Consider the following 17,970-nt stretch of genomic DNA (forward strand, 5'->3'; position numbering starts at 1 on the left):
GCTATACCTGTGACGCCCGGCGGCCGTAGTCGCCGAAGGGCTCGTCGCGATGCCGCACCGCGTCGCGGAAGCCGTGCTCGGTGGCGTCGGCGACGAAGGCGTGGCCCTCCGGGGTGTGCCGCGCGACCCCGTCGAACACGGTGCTGACCATCCTGCTGGTGGCCACACCCTGTTGCAGCAGAGCCGAATTCAGTGCCAGCTTGACCATGATCAGCTGGTTGACGGGCACCGCGGCGATGCGTTGCACGAGCCGCTCGGTGCGCTCGTCGAGGTCGGCCGGGTCCGGCGCCTCGACCGCCAGGCCCCATTCGGCGGCCTGTGCGCCGGTGATGCAATCGCCGGTGAACAGCAGGCGCTTGGCGCGCTGATCGCCGAGCCGGTGCGCCCACAACCCCGCCGCCGGGACGCCCCACACCCGCGTGGGCGGGTAGCCGATCTTGGCATCGGCGGCGGCGATCACCTGGTCGGCGTGCAGCGCGATGTCGGTGCCCCCGGCCACGCAGTAGCCGTGGATCTTGACCACCGTCGGCTTGTCGGCGTGCATCAGGCTGGAGAAGCCGCGCACGAACCGGCTCATCATCTGGTAGTCGATCATCGGATCCCACGGCTGATTCGGTAAGTGGTTGACCGCCTGGGTTTTTCCGTCCAGCACCGTGTCCCGATAGGCGCCGGTCCCGCCGGCCGAACCGGTGCGGTCGGCATAGGCGGACAGGTCGAAACCCGCGCAGAACCCCTCCCCGCGGCCCGAGACCAGGATGACGTGCACTTTCGGGTCGAGGTCGGCGCGCTCCACCAGGGCCGAGAGCTCCAGCGGGGTGTCCGCGACGATCGCGTTGCCCTTCTCCGGCCGGTTGAAGGTGATCCGGGCAACCCGATCGGTGACCTCGTAGGTCATCGTCTTGAGGTTGTCGAAGTCGACCGGCCTGATCGCGTGCGTCATCCCTTGACCAGGGCGCGCTCGAGGATCGGGGCCAGGTCCAGCCCGACGGGCATGGTGCCGTAGGCGCCGCCCCACTGCCCGTCGAGCCGGGTGGTCAGGAAGGCCTCGGCGACGGCGGGGTGGCCGTGGCGCACCAGCAGCGATCCCTGCAGCGCCAGACAGATGTCCTCGGCGACCTTGCGGGCCCGGTGGGCGATGGTGTCCAGGTCGGTCAGGTCGCGCCGCAGCCGTTCGACGTGCGCGCCCAGTCGCGGGTCGGCGCCGGCGCTTTCGGCCAGCTCGTCGAACAGCACCTCGACGCATTCGGGCCGGGTGGCCATGGCGCGCAACGTGTCCAGCGCGCTGACGTTGCCCGAGCCCTCCCAGATGCCCATCAGCGGCGCCTCACGGAACAGCCGCGGCATGCCCGAGTCCTCGACGTAGCCGTTGCCGCCCAGGCATTCCAGCGCCTCGGCGGCGTGCGGGGTGGCGCGCTTGCACACCCAGTACTTGCTGGCCGCCAGACCGATGCGGCGCAGCAGCGCCTCCCGGTCGTCGCCCCGCAACGCCTTGTCGGTGGCGCCGGCCATCCGCATTGCCACGATGGTGGCGGCCTCGGCCTCCACGGCCAGGTCGGCCAGCACGTTGCGCATCAGCGGCTGATCGATCAGGTAGGCGCCGAACGCCTTTCGGTGCTGGGCGTGGTGGATGGCCCGGGTCAGTCCGGTGCGCATGCTGGTCGCGCTGCCCAGGGTGCAGTCCAGCCGGGTGAGGTTGACCATCTCGATGATGGTGGGCACTCCGCGGCCCTCCTCGCCCACCAACCACGCGGTGGCGCCGTCGTATTCGACCTCGCTCGACGCGTTGGCGTGGTTGCCGAGCTTGTCCTTGAGCCGCTGCAGGAACATGCGGTTGCGGGTGCCGTCGGGCAGTATCCGCGGCAGCAGAAAGCAGGACAGCCCGCCCGGGGCCTGCGCGAGGACCAGGAAGATGTCGCACATCGGCGCCGAGGTGAACCACTTGTGCCCGGTCAGGCGGTAGCTGCCGTCGCTGTTGGGGGTTGCCTGCGTGGTGCCGGCGCGCACGTCGGACCCGCCCTGCTTCTCGGTCATCGACATGCCGGCGGTGATGCCGCGCTTGGTGGTGGCGAGCTTGAGTTCGGGGTCGTATTCACGGCTGGTGAGCAGCGGCTCGTAGACCGCCGCGAGTTCGGGGTGATAGCGCAGCGCGGGGACGACGGCGTAGGTCATCGAGATCGGGCAGGTGTGGCCGGGCTCGACGTTCCAGACCGACATCTTCGCGGCACGCACCACATGCGCGCCCGGGCGGTCGTCGGCCCACGGCGCGGCGTGGATGCCGGCGGCGATCGCCGTGCGCATCAGCTCGTGGTAGGCCGGGTCGTACTCGACCTCGTCGACCCGGTGACCGTACCTGTCGTGGGTGTGCAGGATCGGACGGTTGCGGTCGGCGAGCTCGCCCCAGCGCTGCGCCTCGTGGCCGGCGGCGATCGCCCCCACCTCGTTCACCTCTTCTGAGCCCCATTCCCCGCCCTCGCGGATCAGGGCCTCCATGAGCACCGCGGACGTCGCGGGGTTGTAGTTTTCCAGCGGGGGAACCTGGTTGGTGACGACATGCGTATCCGACATCCCCTCATGTTACATTTTCACGACAGTTGCACAAGAGGTGTAATGCCCGTCCGTCAGCGGGTATGAGCTCGAAAGAAGCCCCACAGCGCCCGGCTGGCGAACGCCGGCCACTCGTGGCCGCCCCGGTCGATCGTGATGAGCGTGACGCCGCGGTTGCCGGCGCATTCCGCCGTCGACGTGGTGATCGGTCCATCGGTCGCGCTGGCCGGGCTCGCACACCGGTCGACGTTGCGCCAGAACGCGTTCACGCTCGGCACCGGGGGCCCGTTGATGACGCTGAAACCCTGCCCGCCGTTGTAGGGCACCAGCCGGTCCGCCGTGCCGTGGATGTGCATGATCGATACCGGGCGCGGGTTCGGGCATTCGTTGAGCTGGGTGCCGGCCACCGGACCGATCGCGGCGAAGATGTCGGTGGCGCACGCCAGCGTGTAGGACATGATGCCGCCGTTGCTCATGCCGGCGACGTAGACCCGGGCGGGATCGGTGCCGACGTTCTTGGCGATGTCGGCCACCGCCGCGGCGATGAAGGCGACGTCGTCGACGCCTTCCCGTCCCGGCCGGCCGCAGCACGACTCCCCGTCGACGTTCCAGGCGCCGTCGAGTCCGTCGGGGTAGGCGACGACGAATCTGGCCGAATCGGCCAGTTGGTCCCAGCCGTAATCCCTTTCGACCTGCCTCGCGCTACCGGAATAGCCGTGCAGGACGACGACCAGCGGAGCCGCGTTCGGTGTTCCCGCGGGCTTGTAGAGCCGGTAGCTGCGGCCGTGCCCGCCCGCCCGCAGATGGTGCAAACTGGTGCCGGTCACGAAGCCCGACGGCGGTGTCGGCGAACAGCCCGCGACCAGTAGGACGACCCCGACGAGGGTGGCGAGCCGACCGGGCACGGCCGTGGCTCAGCCGCTGGTCTTTTCCCGCAGGAACGCGATGTCGTCCTTGCGGCCCTCGTCGGCGGTCTCGCAGATGACCGGAGCGTCGGCCGCCTTGACGACCGCGGCCAGCAACTCGGGGTCGATCTGGCCGGTGCCGAAGTTGGCGTGCCGGTCGGCGCCCGAGCCCGCCGCGTCCCGCGAGTCGTTGCAGTGCACCAGGTCGATGCGCCCGGTCAGCGCCTTGATCCGGTCCACCGCGTCGATCAGTTGCTCACCGGCCGCCCACGCATGGCAGGTGTCCAGGCAGAACCCAATCCCCTTGTCGCCGATGTGGTCCCAGAGCCTGCCGATGGTGTCGAAGTGGCGGGCCATCGCGTGGTCGCCGCCCGCGGTGTTCTCCAGGTACACCTGCATGTCGGTTTCCAGGTAGTCGAGCGCTTTGACCCACCGCTCGAAACCGGCCTCCATGTCGTCGTCGTCGGCGTGGCCGCCGTGCACGATCACCGCCGTCGCGTCGATCTCCGACGCGGCGTCGCAGGTGTCCTGCAGGATCTTGCGCGACGGGATGCGGATCCGGTTGTTCGCCGATGCCACGTTGATGAGGTAGGGCGCGTGCACGTACAGCGGCACGGTGGACGCCTTGAGCGCCTCGGCGTCCTCGCGGGGCTTCGGTTTCTTCCAGCTCTGCGGGTTGCTGAGGAAGAACTGCACCACGTCGGCGCCGTCCGCCTCCGCGGCGGCCAGCGGGTCGTCATTGCGGACATGTGAACCGATCAGCACGCGGCCCAGTCTAGTGCGGCGAGCAGACGCAGAATCGCACTGCGGGAGCCCGCGGCGTGCGACTTTGCGTCTGCTCGGCATAGAAAAAGCCCCCGCACGGGGCGGGGGCTTTCCCTGAGTGACTAGCGGTAGTCGCTGTAGCCGTAGTCGTCCAGCGGAACCGCGGCACCGGTCGCCTGGCCGAAGTCCGGGCTGTAGTACTGATCCTCGTAGGACGGGATCGTGTACGCGGCGGCCCGGGCCTCCTCGGTCGGCTGCACCTGGATGTTGCGGTACCGGTTGATCCCGGTACCGGCCGGGATCAGCTTTCCGATGATCACGTTCTCCTTCAGACCGTTGAGCTTGTCGCTGCGGCAGTTGATGGCCGCATCGGTCAGCACTCGCGTGGTCTCCTGGAACGACGCCGCGGACAGCCACGAGTCGGTGGCCAGCGACGCCTTCGTGATACCCATCAACACCGGGCGGCCGGCGGCGGGCTCGCCACCCTCGGCCACCACCCGACGGTTCTCCGCCTCGAACTCCGCGCGGTCGATCAGCGATCCGGGCAGGAACTCCGTCGCGCCCGAGTCGATGATGGTGACGCGGCGCAGCATCTGGCGAACGATCACCTCGATGTGCTTGTCGTGGATCGACACACCCTGGGCGCGGTAGACCTCCTGGACCTCGCGGACCAGGTGGATCTGCACCTCGCGGGGGCCCTGCACGCGCAGCACCTCGTGCGGGTCGGCCGAGCCTTCCATCAGCTGCTGGCCCACCTCGACGTGGTCGCCGTCGGACAGCACCCGCTCGGAGCCGTCCTCGTGCTTGAACACCCGCAGCCGCTGGCGCTTGGAGAGCTTGTCGTACACGACCTCCTCGCTCCCGTCGTCGGGAACGATGGTGATCTTGTAGAAGCGCTCACCCTCCTCCAGCTGCACCCGCCCGGTGACGTCGGCGATCGGCGCCTTGCCGCGGGGCACCCGGGCCTCGAACAGCTCCTGCACCCGGGGCAGACCGCCGGTGATGTCCTCACCGACACCACCCTGGTGGAAGGTACGCATGGTCAGCTGCGTGCCGGGCTCACCGATGGACTGGGCCGCGACGATACCGACGGCCTCGCCGATGTCGACCAGCTTTCCGGTCGCCATGGACCGCCCGTAGCAGGTGGCGCACACGCCGGTGCCCGTGGTGCAGGTCAGCACCGAGCGCACCTTGACCTGGGTGATGCCCGCCGCCAGCAGCGCGTCGATCTCCGGGTCACCCAGATCCTCGCCACGCGCGACGACGACGTTACCGGCCTCGTCCACCGCGTCGGCACCCAAAGTCCGCGCGTACGCCGAGGTTTCGATGTACGGGTCTCGGATCAGGGTGCCGTCGGGCTGACGCTCGGCCAGCTCGACGATGATGCCCCGCTCCGTCTCGCAGTCGTGCTCGCGGACGATGACGTCCTGGCTCACGTCCACCAGACGACGGGTCAGGTAACCCGAGTCGGCGGTGCGCAACGCGGTGTCCGCCAGACCCTTTCGGGCGCCGTGGGTGTTGATGAAGTACTCCAGCACGGTCAGGCCCTCGCGGAACGACGACTTGACCGGGCGCGGGATGAACTCACCCTTCGGGTTGGTCACCAGGCCCTTCATGCCGGCCAGCGTTCGGGTCTGGGTGAAGTTACCCGTGGCGCCCGAGTCGACGATCGTGATGATCGGGTTGTCGCTGGGGTAGTGCTCGCGGAGCGCCTGACCGACCTCGTCGGTGGCTTCCTTCCAGATCTCCACCAGCGCCTCGTTGCGCTCGTCGTGGTTCAAAGCGCCGCGCTGGAACTGCTTTTCGACCTTCTCCGCCCGCTCCTCGTAGTGGTCGAGGATCTCCTTCTTGCGCGGCGGGACCAGCACGTCGGCCATCGACACGGTGACACCGCTGCGGGTCGCCCAGTAGAAGCCGGCGTCCTTGAGCTTGTCGACGGTCTGCGCGACCACGATCATCGGGTAGCGCTCGGCCAGGTCGTTGATGATCGCGGCCTGCACCTTCTTGTGCATCTGCTTGTTCACGAACGGATAGCCGTGCGGCAGCAGCTCGTTGAACAGCACCCGGCCCAGCGTGGTCTCGGCCATCCAGGCGTCGCCGGGCTGCCAGCCGTTGGCACCGAACAACTCCGCCTCGATCTCGGCCGGCGGACGCAGCTGCGTCAGCCGCACCTTGATCTTGGCCCGCACCGAGAGCACGCCGCGGTCCGCGGCCATGATCGCCTCGGCCGGCGAGGAGTACACGCCCACCTCCGGCTGGTCCTTGGCGGCGGGTGAGAACTCGCCCTTGTCGCCGTCGACCTCGGTGGTCAGGAAGTACAGCCCGGTCACCATGTCCAATCGCGGCATGGCCAGCGGACGCCCGGACGCGGGCGACAGGATGTTGTTCGAGGACAACATCAGGATGCGCGCCTCGGCCTGCGCCTCGGCGGACAGCGGCAGGTGCACGGCCATCTGGTCACCGTCGAAGTCGGCGTTGAACGCCTCACACACCAACGGGTGCAGCTGAATCGCCTTGCCCTCCACCAGCATCGGCTCGAAGGCCTGGATGCCCAGTCGGTGCAGGGTGGGCGCGCGGTTCAGCAGCACCGGGTGCTCGGCGATGACCTCTTCGAGGACGTCCCACACCTGGGGGCGCTGCCGCTCGACCATGCGCTTGGCGCTCTTGATGTTCTGCGCGTGGTTGAGGTCGACGAGCCGCTTCATCACGAAGGGCTTGAACAGCTCGAGCGCCATCAGCTTGGGCAGGCCGCACTGGTGCAGCTTGAGCTGCGGGCCGACCACGATGACCGAACGGCCCGAGTAGTCGACGCGCTTACCGAGCAGGTTCTGCCGGAACCGGCCCTGCTTGCCCTTGAGCAGATCCGACAGCGACTTCAGCGGACGGTTGCCCGGCCCGGTCACCGGGCGGCCGCGGCGGCCGTTGTCGAACAGCGCGTCGACGGACTCCTGCAGCATCCGCTTCTCGTTGTTGACGATGATCTCCGGCGCGCCGAGATCGATCAGCCTCTTGAGCCGGTTGTTGCGGTTGATCACCCGGCGGTACAGGTCGTTCAGGTCGCTGGTGGCGAACCGGCCACCGTCCAGCTGCACCATCGGGCGCAACTCCGGCGGGATCACCGGGACGGCGTCGAGCACCATGCCCATCGGCGAGTTGCCCGACTGCTGGAAGGCGGCGACCACCTTCAGCCGCTTCAGCGCGCGAAGCTTCTTCTGCCCCTTGCCGTTTCGGATGACGTCACGCAGCTGCTCGGCCTCGGCGTCGATGTCGAAGTTCTCGATGAGCTTCTGGATCGACTCCGCGCCCATGGCGCCGGTGAAGTACTCGCCGTAACGGTCGACGAGCTCGCGGTAGAGGTTCTCGTCGACGATCAGCTGCTTGGGGGCCAGCTTGGTGAAGGTGCTCCAGATGTCCTCCAGCCGGTCCAGCTCGCGCTGGGCGCGGTCGCGGAGCTGACGCATCTCCCGCTCGCCGCCGTCGCGAACCTTGCGGCGGGCGTCGGCCTTGGCTCCCTCGGCCTCCAGCTCGGCCAGGTCGGCCTCCAGCTTCTGCGCGCGGGCCTCCAGGTCGGCGTCGCGCTGGTCCTCGACGGCCTTGCGCTCCACCATCATCTCGGCCTCGAGCGTGGACAGCTCGTTGTGCCGCATCTCGTCGTCGACCGACGTGATCACGTACGCCGCGAAGTAGATGATCTTCTCGAGATCCTTCGGGGCGAGGTCGAGCAGGTAACCGAGCCGGCTCGGCACACCCTTGAAGTACCAGATGTGGGTGACCGGTGCGGCGAGCTCGATGTGGCCCATCCGCTCGCGGCGCACCTTGGCGCGGGTCACCTCGACGCCGCAGCGCTCACAAATGATGCCCTTGAAGCGGACGCGCTTGTACTTGCCGCAGTAGCACTCCCAGTCGCGAGTCGGTCCGAAGATCTTCTCGCAGAACAGGCCGTCCTTCTCCGGCTTGAGCGTGCGGTAGTTGATCGTCTCCGGCTTCTTGACCTCGCCGTACGACCATTGCCTGATGTCCTCCGCCGTGGCCAGGCCGATACGGAGTTCATCGAAGAAGTTGACGTCTAACACGTAACTTCCTTTCCCCTTGCGGGATTAGTGACTAACTGAATTAAGCAAGATCCTCAACGGAGGCGGATTCGTTGCGCGACAAGTTGATTCCCAGGTTGGCCGCGGCCCGCTCCAGGTCCTCGTCCTCGCCTTCGCGCAGCTCGATCGCCGCGCCGTCGCTGGAGAGCACCTCGACGTTCAGGCACAGCGACTGCAGCTCCTTGAGCAGCACCTTGAACGACTCCGGGATGCCCGGCTCCGGGATGTTCTCGCCCTTGACGATCGCCTCGTACACCTTGACCCGGCCGACCGTGTCGTCGGACTTGATGGTCAACAGCTCCTGCAGCGTGTACGCGGCGCCGTAGGCCTGCATGGCCCAGCACTCCATCTCACCGAACCGCTGGCCACCGAACTGCGCCTTACCACCCAGCGGCTGCTGGGTGATCATCGAGTACGGGCCGGTGGAGCGGGCGTGGATCTTGTCGTCCACCAGGTGGTGCAGCTTCATGATGTACATGTAGCCGACCGTCACCGGGTACGGGAACGGCTCACCGCTGCGGCCGTCGAAGAGCACCGCCTTGCCGTCGCCGTCGACCATGACCTCGCCGTCGCGGTTGGGCAGCGTGCACGACAGCATGCCCTGCAGCTCCTCCTCCTTCGCGCCGTCGAACACCGGCGTCGACACGATCTGGTTCGGCTGCGCGTGCAGCAGACCCTCGGGGAGGTTGGCCGCCCATTCGGGTGAACCCTCGATGTTCCAGCCGGACTTGGCCACCCAACCGAGGTGGGTCTCCAGGATCTGGCCGATGTTCATCCGTCGGGGCACACCGTGGGTGTTCAGGATGATGTCCACCGGGGTCCCGTCCGGCAGGAACGGCATGTCCTCCTGCGGCAGGATCTTGCCGATCACGCCCTTGTTGCCGTGCCGGCCGGCGAGCTTGTCGCCGTCGGAGATCTTCCGCTTCTGGGCCACGTACACGCGGACCAGCTCGTTGACCCCGGCCGGCAGCTCGTCGTCGTCCTCGCGGGAGAACACCCGGATGCCGATGACCTTGCCGGACTCGCCGTGCGGCACCTTCAGCGAGGTGTCGCGGACCTCGCGGGCCTTCTCACCGAAGATCGCCCGCAGCAGCCGCTCCTCCGGGGTCAGCTCGGTCTCACCCTTCGGGGTGACCTTGCCGACCAGGATGTCGCCGTCGCGAACCTCGGCGCCGATGCGGACGATGCCGCGCTCGTCGAGGTCGGCGAGCACCTCGTCGGAGACGTTCGGGATGTCCCGGGTGATCTCCTCGGCGCCCAGCTTGGTGTCGCGAGCGTCGATCTCGTGCTCCTCGATGTGGATCGAGGTGAGCACGTCCTCCTCAACCAGGCGGTTGGAGAGGATGATCGCGTCCTCGTAGTTGTGGCCCTCCCACGGCATGATCGCCACGAGCAGGTTCTTGCCGAGCGCCATCTCACCGTTCTCGGTGCACGGCCCGTCGGCGATCACCTGGCCGGCCTCGACCCGGTCGCCGGCGTCCACGATCGGCGACTGGTTGGCACAGGTGCCGTGGTTGGAACGCTCGAACTTGCGCATCCGGTAGGTCTGCCGGGTGCCGTCGTCGGCCATCACGGTGACGTAGTCGGCGGACACCTCCTCGATCACGCCGGCCTTGTCGGCGACGACCACGTCGCCGGCGTCGATCGCCGCGCGCAGCTCCATCCCGGTGCCCACCAGCGGCGCCTCGCTGCGGACCAGCGGAACCGCCTGGCGCTGCATGTTGGCGCCCATCAGGGCACGGTTGGCGTCGTCGTGCTCGAGGAACGGGATCATCGCGGTCGCCACCGACACCATCTGGCGCGGCGAGACGTCCATGTAGTCCACCTCGGACGACGGCACGTACTCGACCTCGCCCGCCTTGCGGCGGACCAGGACGCGCGGCTCGACGAACCGGCCGCTGGAGTCGATCGGCGAGTTGGCCTGCGCCACGACGTGGCGGTCCTCCTCGTCGGCGGTCAGGTAGTGGATCTCGTCGGTGACGACGCCATCCACCACCTTGCGGTAGGGCGTCTCGATGAAGCCGAACGGGTTGACCCGGGCGTACACCGACAGCGAGCCGATCAGACCGATGTTGGGACCCTCGGGGGTCTCGATCGGGCACATCCGGCCGTAGTGCGACGGGTGGACGTCGCGGACCTCCAGCCCGGCCCGCTCACGGGACAGACCACCGGGGCCCAGCGCCGACAGGCGGCGCTTGTGGGTCAGCCCCGACAGCGGGTTGTTCTGGTCCATGAACTGCGACAGCTGGCTGGTGCCGAAGAACTCCTTGATCGCGGCGACCACCGGGCGGATGTTGATCAGCGTCTGCGGCGTGATGGCCTCGACGTCCTGGGTGGTCATCCGCTCGCGGACGACCCGCTCCATCCGGGACATGCCGACCCGGATCTGGTTCTGGATCAATTCGCCCACGGTGCGCAGCCGGCGGTTGCCGAAGTGGTCGATGTCGTCGGTCTCCACCGGCACCTCGATGCCGCCGGGGACAGTCATCACAGCGGGCTGGCCATCCGTACGGGCGTGGTGCAGGCGCACCAGGTACTCGATGGTCGCGACGACGTCTTCCTCGGTCAGGGTCGACGACGTGATCGGCTCGCCCGCGTGCAGGCCCAGCTTCTTGTTGACCTTGTAGCGGCCGACGCGGGCCAGGTCGTAGCGCTTCTCCTTGAAGAACAGGTTCTCCAGCAGCGTCTGCGCGGACTCCTTGGTCGGCGGTTCGCCCGGCCGCAGCTTGCGGTAGATGTCCAGCAGCGCCTCGTCGGTGCCGGCGGTGTTGTCCTTTTCCAGCGTCCCCATCATGATCTCGGAGAAGCCGAACCGCTCGTGGATCTGCTCGTTGGTCCAGCCGAGCGCCTTGAGCAGGACGGTGACCGGCTGGCGGCGCTTGCGGTCGATGCGCACGCCGACGGTGTCGCGCTTGTCGACGTCGAACTCCAGCCACGCACCGCGGCTGGGGATCACCTTGACGCTGTGCAGCAGCTTCTCGGTGGACTTGTCGATGGTCTCGTCGAAGTACACGCCGGGCGAGCGCACCAGCTGGCTGACGACCACACGCTCGGTGCCGTTGATGATGAAGGTGCCCTTCTCCGTCATCATCGGGAAGTCACCCATGAACACCGTCTGGCTCTTGATCTCGCCGGTGTTGTTGTTGATGAACTCGGCCGTGACGAACAGCGGGGCCGCGTACGTCATGTCCTTGTCTTTGCACTCCTCGACCGGCGCCTTGACCTCGTCGAAGCGGGGGTCGGAGAACGACAGCGACATCGAGCCGGAGAAGTCCTCGATCGGCGAGAGCTCATAGAGCACCTCTTCGAGGCCGCCGACCGGTTGGGGCTCGCCACGCTCGGCGGCGGCCGCACGCCACCGCGGCGAGCCGATCAACCAATCGAAGGAATCGATCTGCACGTCGAGCAGGCCGGGAACCTCGAGCGGTTCGCGGAGCTTGGCAAAGGACACTCGGTTGGGTGCCCCGGGCACGGAGCCGTTTAAGGAACTTCCATTAGAGGAACTCTGTGGGCGATCCGTTTTGCTCTGGCGAGAATCAGCCAAGATGCATCCTTCCAGCACCTCGTGCGACTCACGAAAACCGGAACCCGGTCTGTTCGCCGCGAATTGTGTCGGTTAGGCCGGCGAACGATCTGTCCGAATCTCACGCGCACAACTAAAGAACTAAGCCGCTAGAGGGGGCTCAGGCTTAGACCACAGTGTCAAGTGGCGGGTGAGGTGGGCAGGAGGTAGCCAGCGCAACGTCCAACAATAGCGTAGGACCGCGCATTCCTCAACTGCCCAGCACAGGCAATCCAGGGACATCGGCGCTGGCTGGCATCTCGACTTTCCACTGGATACATGCTGCCCAACAGACTGACCCGTTTACGGCCCGTCGTCAAGAGGGCGGGCCGCCGAGTTACGCGAAGTTATCGCGAAACTCGCGGGCCGGCCTCCTAGTCGCCGACCTCGTGCGGCCGGTACTTGTGGGTTCCCTCCATGTCGTCGAGGATCGCGGCCTGCGCCTTCTGCGGCAGGGTGTGCAGGATCTCGCGCACTCGCGCCTGGCGCCGGGCGACGGCCTTGCGCTCCGGCATGCCCGGCGAGGCGACGATCTGCGGCGGCACCCCCTCGATCTCCTCCACGCCACCGGCGTGCTGCCCGGCTTCGAGGGCGGCCTGCTCTTCGGCCATGGTCGACTCGTCCTTTTCCTCCGACATGCCGATCGGGCCGATGCGGCGGCCGTTGAGGAACTGCCGCACGACCGGCTCGTCACTGGTCAGCAGCACCTCGCGCGGGCCGAACATGACGAGCTTGCGGCGGAAGAGCATGCCCATGTTGTCCGGGACGGTGCGGGCGATGTTGATGTTGTGCGTGACGATCAGGACGGTGGCGTCGATCTGGGCGTTGATGTCGAGGATCAGCTGGCTCAGGTAGGCGGTGCGAACGGGGTCCAGACCGGAGTCGGGCTCGTCGCAGAGGATGATCTGCGGGTCCATCACCAGGGCACGGGCCAGGCTGGCGCGCTTGCGCATACCGCCGGAGATCTCGCCGGGGAACTTCTTCTCGTCGCCGCCCAGACCCACCATGGTCAGCTTCTCCATGACGATGTCACGGATCTCGCCTTCCTTCTTCTTGGTGTGCTCGCGCAGCGGGAAGGCGGCGTTGTCGAAGAGGTTCATCGAGCCGAACAGCGCGCCGTCCTGGAACATCACGCCGAACAGCGTGCGGATCTCGTAGAGCTCCTTGGCCGAGCACTGCAGGATGTCGGTGCCGTCGATGACGACCGAGCCGCGCTCCGGCCGCAGCAGGCCGATCAGGGACTTCAGGAACACCGATTTGCCGGTACCCGACGGCCCCAGCAGGACGCTGACCTCGCCGGCGGGGATCTCCAGCGTCACGTCTTCCCAAATCCTGGATGACCCGAAGGACTTCGTGAGGCCGTTCACTTCAATCGCGACACCCATGGGAGATCCTTCCGTCGACGCTCAAGCCCGCCACCTGCCCTTTTATGTGGCATGAGTCACTGTAGCGCACGCTTGCTGCGCGGCATCAGGGTTGCATGGGACAGCCGGCAAAAATTGGCTGACCTGAGATCCCGCCGCCCCCGGCGGGGGGTGTTCTATTCAACGCGCGTTAGCCAGTGGGCGCCCAGTTCCCATGGAAACCCATCGGCACCCGCTGCGGCAGGTGCACGGTGGCCACCGACTCGAGCGTCGCGGCGTCCAGCAACACCAGCCGGCCTTCGTCACGCCCGCGGTGATAGCCGTAGCCCATCAGGACCCCGTCGTCCTCGGAGCGGGAGCCGGGGTTGGGCACGAAGGACATCTCACCGAGCAAAAGGTCGGGGTCCAGCGGCGCGACCGCGCGGCCGCCGGTCGCGTAGTCGTGCTTGTAGAGCGCGGAGGCGCCGCCGGAGAAGTACGCCCCGACGGTGTAGCCGAACCGGTGCGGCCCGCCCAGCAACTCCTCGTTGATCCGCGGAAATTCCTGCGGCTGATCGTCGCGGCATTCGGCGCCCACCGCGCCGGTCGACAGGTTGATGGTCCACCGGTCCAGCGTCGGCGGCGTCTCGCCGGGCCCGCGCCGGTCGCGCTCGAACATCCGCGAATAGCGCACCACGTCGAGCACCAAGACCTCGCCCCCGTCCCGCATCTCGGAGTAGGCGTTGAGCGGGTGGTACACGTAGCAGGGCTCGATGTCGAACCAGCGGACCGGGGCGTCTCCGGCGGCGTTATCGCCGGTCTCGCGGGGCATGACCCCGATCCGCGCCGGGTAGCCCGGGTTCCAGGCGTACGGCATCCGGTCGGAGTGCTTCGGGTTCCGGTTCATCATCGCGTTGACCGGGCTCGGTACCCGGACGCGTCCGATCAGCGACTGCATCACCAGCCGGGCCGGCATCGACAGCCAGCGGGGCATGGTCACCGGCAGCACCTGCCCCGGGTCGAAAGTCACCGGCAGGTCGTAGATGACGACGTATTTCTCGGTCAGCGAGAAGTCGTGCATCATCGGCGACCCCGACACCTCGATGTCGACCGTGCGGCGGGCGCGGCCCCGGGTGTCGATCACCGAGTACTGCACGGTCCGCCCGCGGGCGAATGAGTAAGAGACGGCGTGCAATTCGCCGGTGCGCGGGTCGCGGTGCGGATGAGCGGTGTAGCCGCCGGCCAGCGTGCCGTCGAAGTCACACGTCCCGACGGTGTCCAGCTCGTCGCTCAGCTCGTAATTGGCCACCCCGCCCTCGACGAGCGCCAGCGTGCGCCCGGCGTGGGTCAGCACGTTGGTGTTGGCGCCCAGCGAGAGCATGCCCGCCCGCGGATCGAGCCGCCCCGGTGGCGGCTCGCCCAGGGCGGCGCACACCGACAGGCTGCGCACCCAGCGGTTGCGGTACCACCGGGCCCGGCCGTCGCGCAGCGCCACGCCGTGCACCATGCCGTCGCCGCTGAACCAGTGGTACGTGGCCGGGTCGACCTCTTCGGCCGGGTTGGGCCCGTTGCGCAGATAGCGCCCGTCGAGGTGCTCCGGGATGTTCCCGGTGACGCGCAGTTCGGTCGCGGTCACCTCGGCGCCCACCGGCGCCAGCAGGCCCTCCAAATAGGGGTTGCCGGTTTCGGCGGTTTGCACGGACGTCATGTCTGAGCTCCTATAACATTGATATGACGTTGTTATAGGGACCGTACGCCGTGGATGGGAAGATGGCAACGATGACTTCGGAAGCGACGCCGCGCCCGACGCCGGCCGAACAGCGCAGTGTCCGCGACGAGATGCTGTCCGCCGCGGTCGGCCTGCTGCACGAGCACGGCCCCGATGCGCTGCAGACCCGCAAGGTGGCCGGCGCCGCCGGAACCTCGACGATGGCGGTGTACACCCATTTCGGCGGGATGCGGGGCCTGATCGCCGAGGTGGCCGCGGAAGGGTTGCGGCAGTTCGACGCCGCGCTGACCGTGCCGCAGACCGCCGACCCCGTCGCCGACCTGTTCGCGACCGGCGCGGCCTACCGCCGCTACGCCATCAAGCACCCGCACATGTACCGGCTGATGTTCGGCAGCACCAGCGCGCACGGCATCAACGCGCCGACCGGCAACGTGCTGACCCTGACCGTCGCCGAGATCGACCAGCACATTCCCAGCTTCGCGCACGTGGTGCGCGGTGTGCATCGGTGCATGCTGGCGGGCCGGATCAGCGCCGGCTCGGCGGACGACGACGCGGCCGTGGTGGCCACCGCCGCGCAGTTCTGGGCGTTGACCCACGGGTTCGTGATGCTGGAGCTGGCCGGCTACTACGGCCACGACGGGGCCGCGGTGCTGCCGCTACTCGCCTCGATGAATTCGAATCTGCTGGTGGCGCTTGGCGATTCGCCCGAGCGGGTGGCGCAATCGGTGCGGTCGGCGATGCTGGCGGGCTGAACACGCGCAAACCCCCCGGGGCCGCGGCGCGGTCCCGGGGGGTTTGCGCGTGGTGCTACTTGACGGTGACGGTGGCGCCGGCGGCCTCCAGCTTGGCCTTGGCCTCCTCGGCGGCCTCCTTGGCGACCTTCTCCAGCAGCGGCTTGGGCGCGCCGTCGACCAGGTCCTTGGCCTCCTTGAGGCCCAGGCCGGAGACGATCTCGCGGACGACCTTGATCACGCCGATCTTCTTGTCGCCGGCAGCCTCGAGGATGACGTCGAACTCGGACTGCTCCTCGGCGGCCTCGGCGGGCGCGCCACCGGCGGCCGGGCCGGCCGCGGCGACGGCGACCGGAGCGGCCGCGGTGACCTCGAAGGTCTCCTCGAACTTCTTGACGAAGTCGGAGAGCTCCAAGAGGGTCATTTCCTTGAAGGCGTCGAGCAGGTCGTCGGTGGACATTTTCGCCATGGTGTGTGGGTCCTTCCTAATTTCGGCGGTTGGGGGTTATTCGGCTTCGGCCGGGGTTTCCGGGGCCTCGGTGGGTGTCTCCGAAGCTGGTTCTGGGGCCGGCTCGGCGGCGGGCGCCGCCTCCGCGGCGGGTGCCGCAGGCGCTTCGGCGGCCTTCTTCTCCTGCAGCGCGGCCGCGAGGCGGGCGACCTGCGAGGCGGGGGCATTGAACAGGCCGGCCGCCTTGGCGAGGTTGCCCTTCATCGCGCCGGCCAACTTGGCCAGCAGCACCTCGCGCGACTCCAGGTCGGCGATGCGCTCCACCTCGGCGACCGTCAGCGCGCGGCCGTCCATGTAGCCGCCCTTGATGACCAGCGCCTTGTTGTCCTTGGCGAAGGTCTTGATGGCCTTGGCGGCGTCCACCGGTTCCCCGGTGACGAACGCGATCGCGGTGGGCCCGGCGAACAGCTCGTCGAGACCTTCCACGCCCGCCTCGGACGCCGCCCGCTTGATCAGCGTGTTCTTGGCCACCGAGTAGGTGGCCGATCCGCTGAGCGACCGGCGCAGCTCGGCCAGGTTGGCCACGGTCAGACCGCGGTACTCGGTGATCAGGGTCGCGGTCGCCTCCCTGAACTGCTCGGCGATGTCTGCAACGGCGGTGGCTTTGTCAGCCCTGGCCATGCGTACCTCCTGAAGTGAAAGCCATGCGACGTGTCGTCTGCGATCACCAAAGGCGCGCCTGAAAACGAAGTACGCCCCGGCGCAGGATGCGGCCGGGGCGTGAAAAGACGCCGGCACATGCCGGCGCTGCTGCCTCGTCCTCCTGCGTGGGCCGCCGGGATGCTCCCGGACCTTCGACCGATTTCTCGGTGACCGACGGTCTTCGGTGGATCGGCCACCAGGATAGCCCGGCCCGGCCCTGTCGACCAAAACGCGGTCAGTTACAGGGTGGCGAGCCGGGCGGCGCCGACCAGCCCGGCGGAGCCGCCGAGTTCGGCGGGCACCACCCGCAGGCCGGCCAGAAAGTCCAGCCTGGCGTATTCGGCCAGCTTCTCCCGCAGCGGTTCGAAGAGCAGGCGACCGGAGTTGGCCACGCCGCCCCCGATGACGACGAGATCGAGGTCGCAGACCGCGCCGACCGAGGCGATCATGGCCGCGAGCGCGGTGGTCCCCCGACGGAATGCCCGCTCCGCCAGCGGATCCCCGCCCGCCGCGGCGGCAGCCAGGTCCCGGGCTCCGGCACCGGGCGGCGCGGACCAACCGTTGGCCCGCGCCCAGCGCACCATCGACGGCCCGGACGCGATGGCCTCGACGCAGCCGCGGCCGCCGCAGGTGCAGGGCGGGCCGCCGTCCTCCACCACCACGTGCCCGACGTGACCCGCGTTGCCGGTGCGGCCGGTGTAGGGGACACCGCCGAGCACCAGCCCGCCGCCCACGCCGGTGGACACCACCATGCCGAGCAGGAAGTCCGCGCCGCGGCCCGCGCCGCGCCAGTGCTCCCCCAGTGCCATGCACAGGCCGTCGCCGCCGAGCCGAACGGGCACGCCGGGAACCGCGGCCGCCACCCGGTCGCGCAGCGGGAAGCCCCGCCAGCCTTTGATGTTGATGGGGCTGGCGGTTCCCTCGCGCAGGTCGATGGGCCCGGCCGAGCCGATGCCGACCGCGGTGACCGCGCCGTCGGCCGCGTGCAGCACGTCGGCGATCGTCGCGTCGACCGCGCCCCAGACCTGCTCGGCCGCGGCGCCGCTCGGCGTGGGCCGGATGACGGTGTGCACCAGCACGCCGTCGGGGTCGGCGAGGCCGGCGGCGATCTTGGTGCCGCCGATGTCCAGGCAGAGGGTGAGCATCGCGA

The 17,970-nt window shown here is 68.4% G+C and carries 12 protein-coding genes; 1 reads left to right on the forward strand and 11 read right to left on the reverse strand.

Features of this window, described 5'->3' with window-relative positions; translation table 11 throughout:
- Position 1: 1 nt before the first annotated feature.
- From U8D42_RS17870 to U8D42_RS17905, 8 genes are all read right to left on the reverse strand, one after another.
- Positions 2-940: a crotonase/enoyl-CoA hydratase family protein gene (locus tag U8D42_RS17870; RefSeq protein WP_322858754.1), complete on the reverse strand. Its 939-nt coding sequence runs from the start codon at positions 938-940 to the stop codon at positions 2-4.
- The gene (locus U8D42_RS17875; protein WP_085240542.1) at positions 937-2,565 is read right to left on the reverse strand and encodes an acyl-CoA dehydrogenase family protein; all 1,629 of its coding nucleotides are present in this window, start codon (positions 2,563-2,565) and stop codon (positions 937-939) included. Before U8D42_RS17875 ends, U8D42_RS17870 begins: the two co-directional genes overlap by 4 nt.
- Positions 2,566-2,618: 53 nt before the next feature.
- Entirely contained in the window at positions 2,619-3,449 is an 831-nt protein-coding gene (locus tag U8D42_RS17880; RefSeq protein WP_322858753.1) for an alpha/beta hydrolase family esterase, read from the reverse strand.
- 9 nt (positions 3,450-3,458) lie between these two features.
- Positions 3,459-4,214: a deoxyribonuclease IV gene (locus U8D42_RS17885; RefSeq protein ID WP_322858752.1), complete on the reverse strand. Its 756-nt coding sequence runs from the start codon at positions 4,212-4,214 to the stop codon at positions 3,459-3,461.
- Between the two features lie 122 nt (positions 4,215-4,336).
- A complete protein-coding gene (locus U8D42_RS17890) occupies positions 4,337-8,287 on the reverse strand; it encodes a DNA-directed RNA polymerase subunit beta' (RefSeq protein ID WP_322858751.1) in 3,951 nt (1,316 codons plus the stop codon).
- A 40-nt stretch (positions 8,288-8,327) separates the two neighbouring features.
- On the reverse strand, positions 8,328-11,849 hold the full coding sequence (locus tag U8D42_RS17895) for a DNA-directed RNA polymerase subunit beta (RefSeq protein WP_090421541.1): 3,522 nt from the start codon (positions 11,847-11,849) through the stop codon (positions 8,328-8,330).
- A 392-nt stretch (positions 11,850-12,241) separates the two neighbouring features.
- Positions 12,242-13,252, reverse strand: coding sequence for an ABC transporter ATP-binding protein (locus tag U8D42_RS17900; protein ID WP_068061608.1), 1,011 nt, complete (start codon positions 13,250-13,252; stop codon positions 12,242-12,244).
- A 169-nt stretch (positions 13,253-13,421) separates the two neighbouring features.
- Positions 13,422-14,918 carry a carotenoid oxygenase family protein gene (locus U8D42_RS17905; protein WP_322858750.1) on the reverse strand — a complete coding sequence of 499 codons (1,497 nt, stop codon included), beginning with the start codon at positions 14,916-14,918 and terminating at the stop codon, positions 13,422-13,424.
- A gap of 62 nt (positions 14,919-14,980) precedes the next feature.
- On the opposite strand from U8D42_RS17905, the gene U8D42_RS17910 reads away from it, so the two are divergent.
- Positions 14,981-15,691, forward strand: a complete 711-nt coding sequence (locus tag U8D42_RS17910) for a TetR/AcrR family transcriptional regulator (RefSeq protein ID WP_431523786.1) — start codon at positions 14,981-14,983, stop codon at positions 15,689-15,691.
- Positions 15,692-15,746: 55 nt separating this feature from the next.
- On the opposite strand, the gene rplL is transcribed toward U8D42_RS17910, so the two are convergent.
- From rplL to U8D42_RS17925, 3 genes are all read right to left on the reverse strand, one after another.
- Positions 15,747-16,139, reverse strand: coding sequence for a 50S ribosomal protein L7/L12 (gene rplL, locus U8D42_RS17915; RefSeq protein WP_083073979.1), 393 nt, complete (start codon positions 16,137-16,139; stop codon positions 15,747-15,749).
- Between the two features lie 36 nt (positions 16,140-16,175).
- Complete coding sequence (rplJ, locus tag U8D42_RS17920; protein WP_085240548.1) at positions 16,176-16,799, reverse strand: 50S ribosomal protein L10; 624 nt, start codon at positions 16,797-16,799, stop codon at positions 16,176-16,178.
- Positions 16,800-17,059: 260 nt separating this feature from the next.
- The gene (locus U8D42_RS17925) at positions 17,060-17,965 is read right to left on the reverse strand and encodes an ROK family protein (RefSeq protein WP_322858748.1); all 906 of its coding nucleotides are present in this window, start codon (positions 17,963-17,965) and stop codon (positions 17,060-17,062) included.
- Between the last annotated feature and the right edge of the window lie 5 nt (positions 17,966-17,970).

This window comes from Mycobacterium europaeum (assembly GCF_034555895.2).
GTDB lineage: Bacteria > Actinomycetota > Actinomycetes > Mycobacteriales > Mycobacteriaceae > Mycobacterium > Mycobacterium europaeum.

What these genes read in the sequence shown, in the direction of transcription:
- U8D42_RS17905 (WP_322858750.1), bottom strand. Translation starts at nt 14,918, where the DNA reads ATGACGTCCGTGCAAACCGCCGAAACCGGCAACCCCTATTTGGAGGGC.
- U8D42_RS17870 (WP_322858754.1), bottom strand. Translation starts at nt 940, where the DNA reads ATGACGCACGCGATCAGGCCGGTCGACTTCGACAACCTCAAGACGATG.
- rplL (WP_083073979.1), bottom strand. Translation starts at nt 16,139, where the DNA reads ATGGCGAAAATGTCCACCGACGACCTGCTCGACGCCTTCAAGGAAATG.
- U8D42_RS17910 (WP_431523786.1), top strand. Translation starts at nt 14,981, where the DNA reads ATGGCAACGATGACTTCGGAAGCGACGCCGCGCCCGACGCCGGCCGAA.
- rplJ (WP_085240548.1), bottom strand. Translation starts at nt 16,799, where the DNA reads ATGGCCAGGGCTGACAAAGCCACCGCCGTTGCAGACATCGCCGAGCAG.
- U8D42_RS17925 (WP_322858748.1), bottom strand. Translation starts at nt 17,965, where the DNA reads ATGCTCACCCTCTGCCTGGACATCGGCGGCACCAAGATCGCCGCCGGC.
- U8D42_RS17900 (WP_068061608.1), bottom strand. Translation starts at nt 13,252, where the DNA reads ATGGGTGTCGCGATTGAAGTGAACGGCCTCACGAAGTCCTTCGGGTCA.
- U8D42_RS17875 (WP_085240542.1), bottom strand. Translation starts at nt 2,565, where the DNA reads ATGTCGGATACGCATGTCGTCACCAACCAGGTTCCCCCGCTGGAAAAC.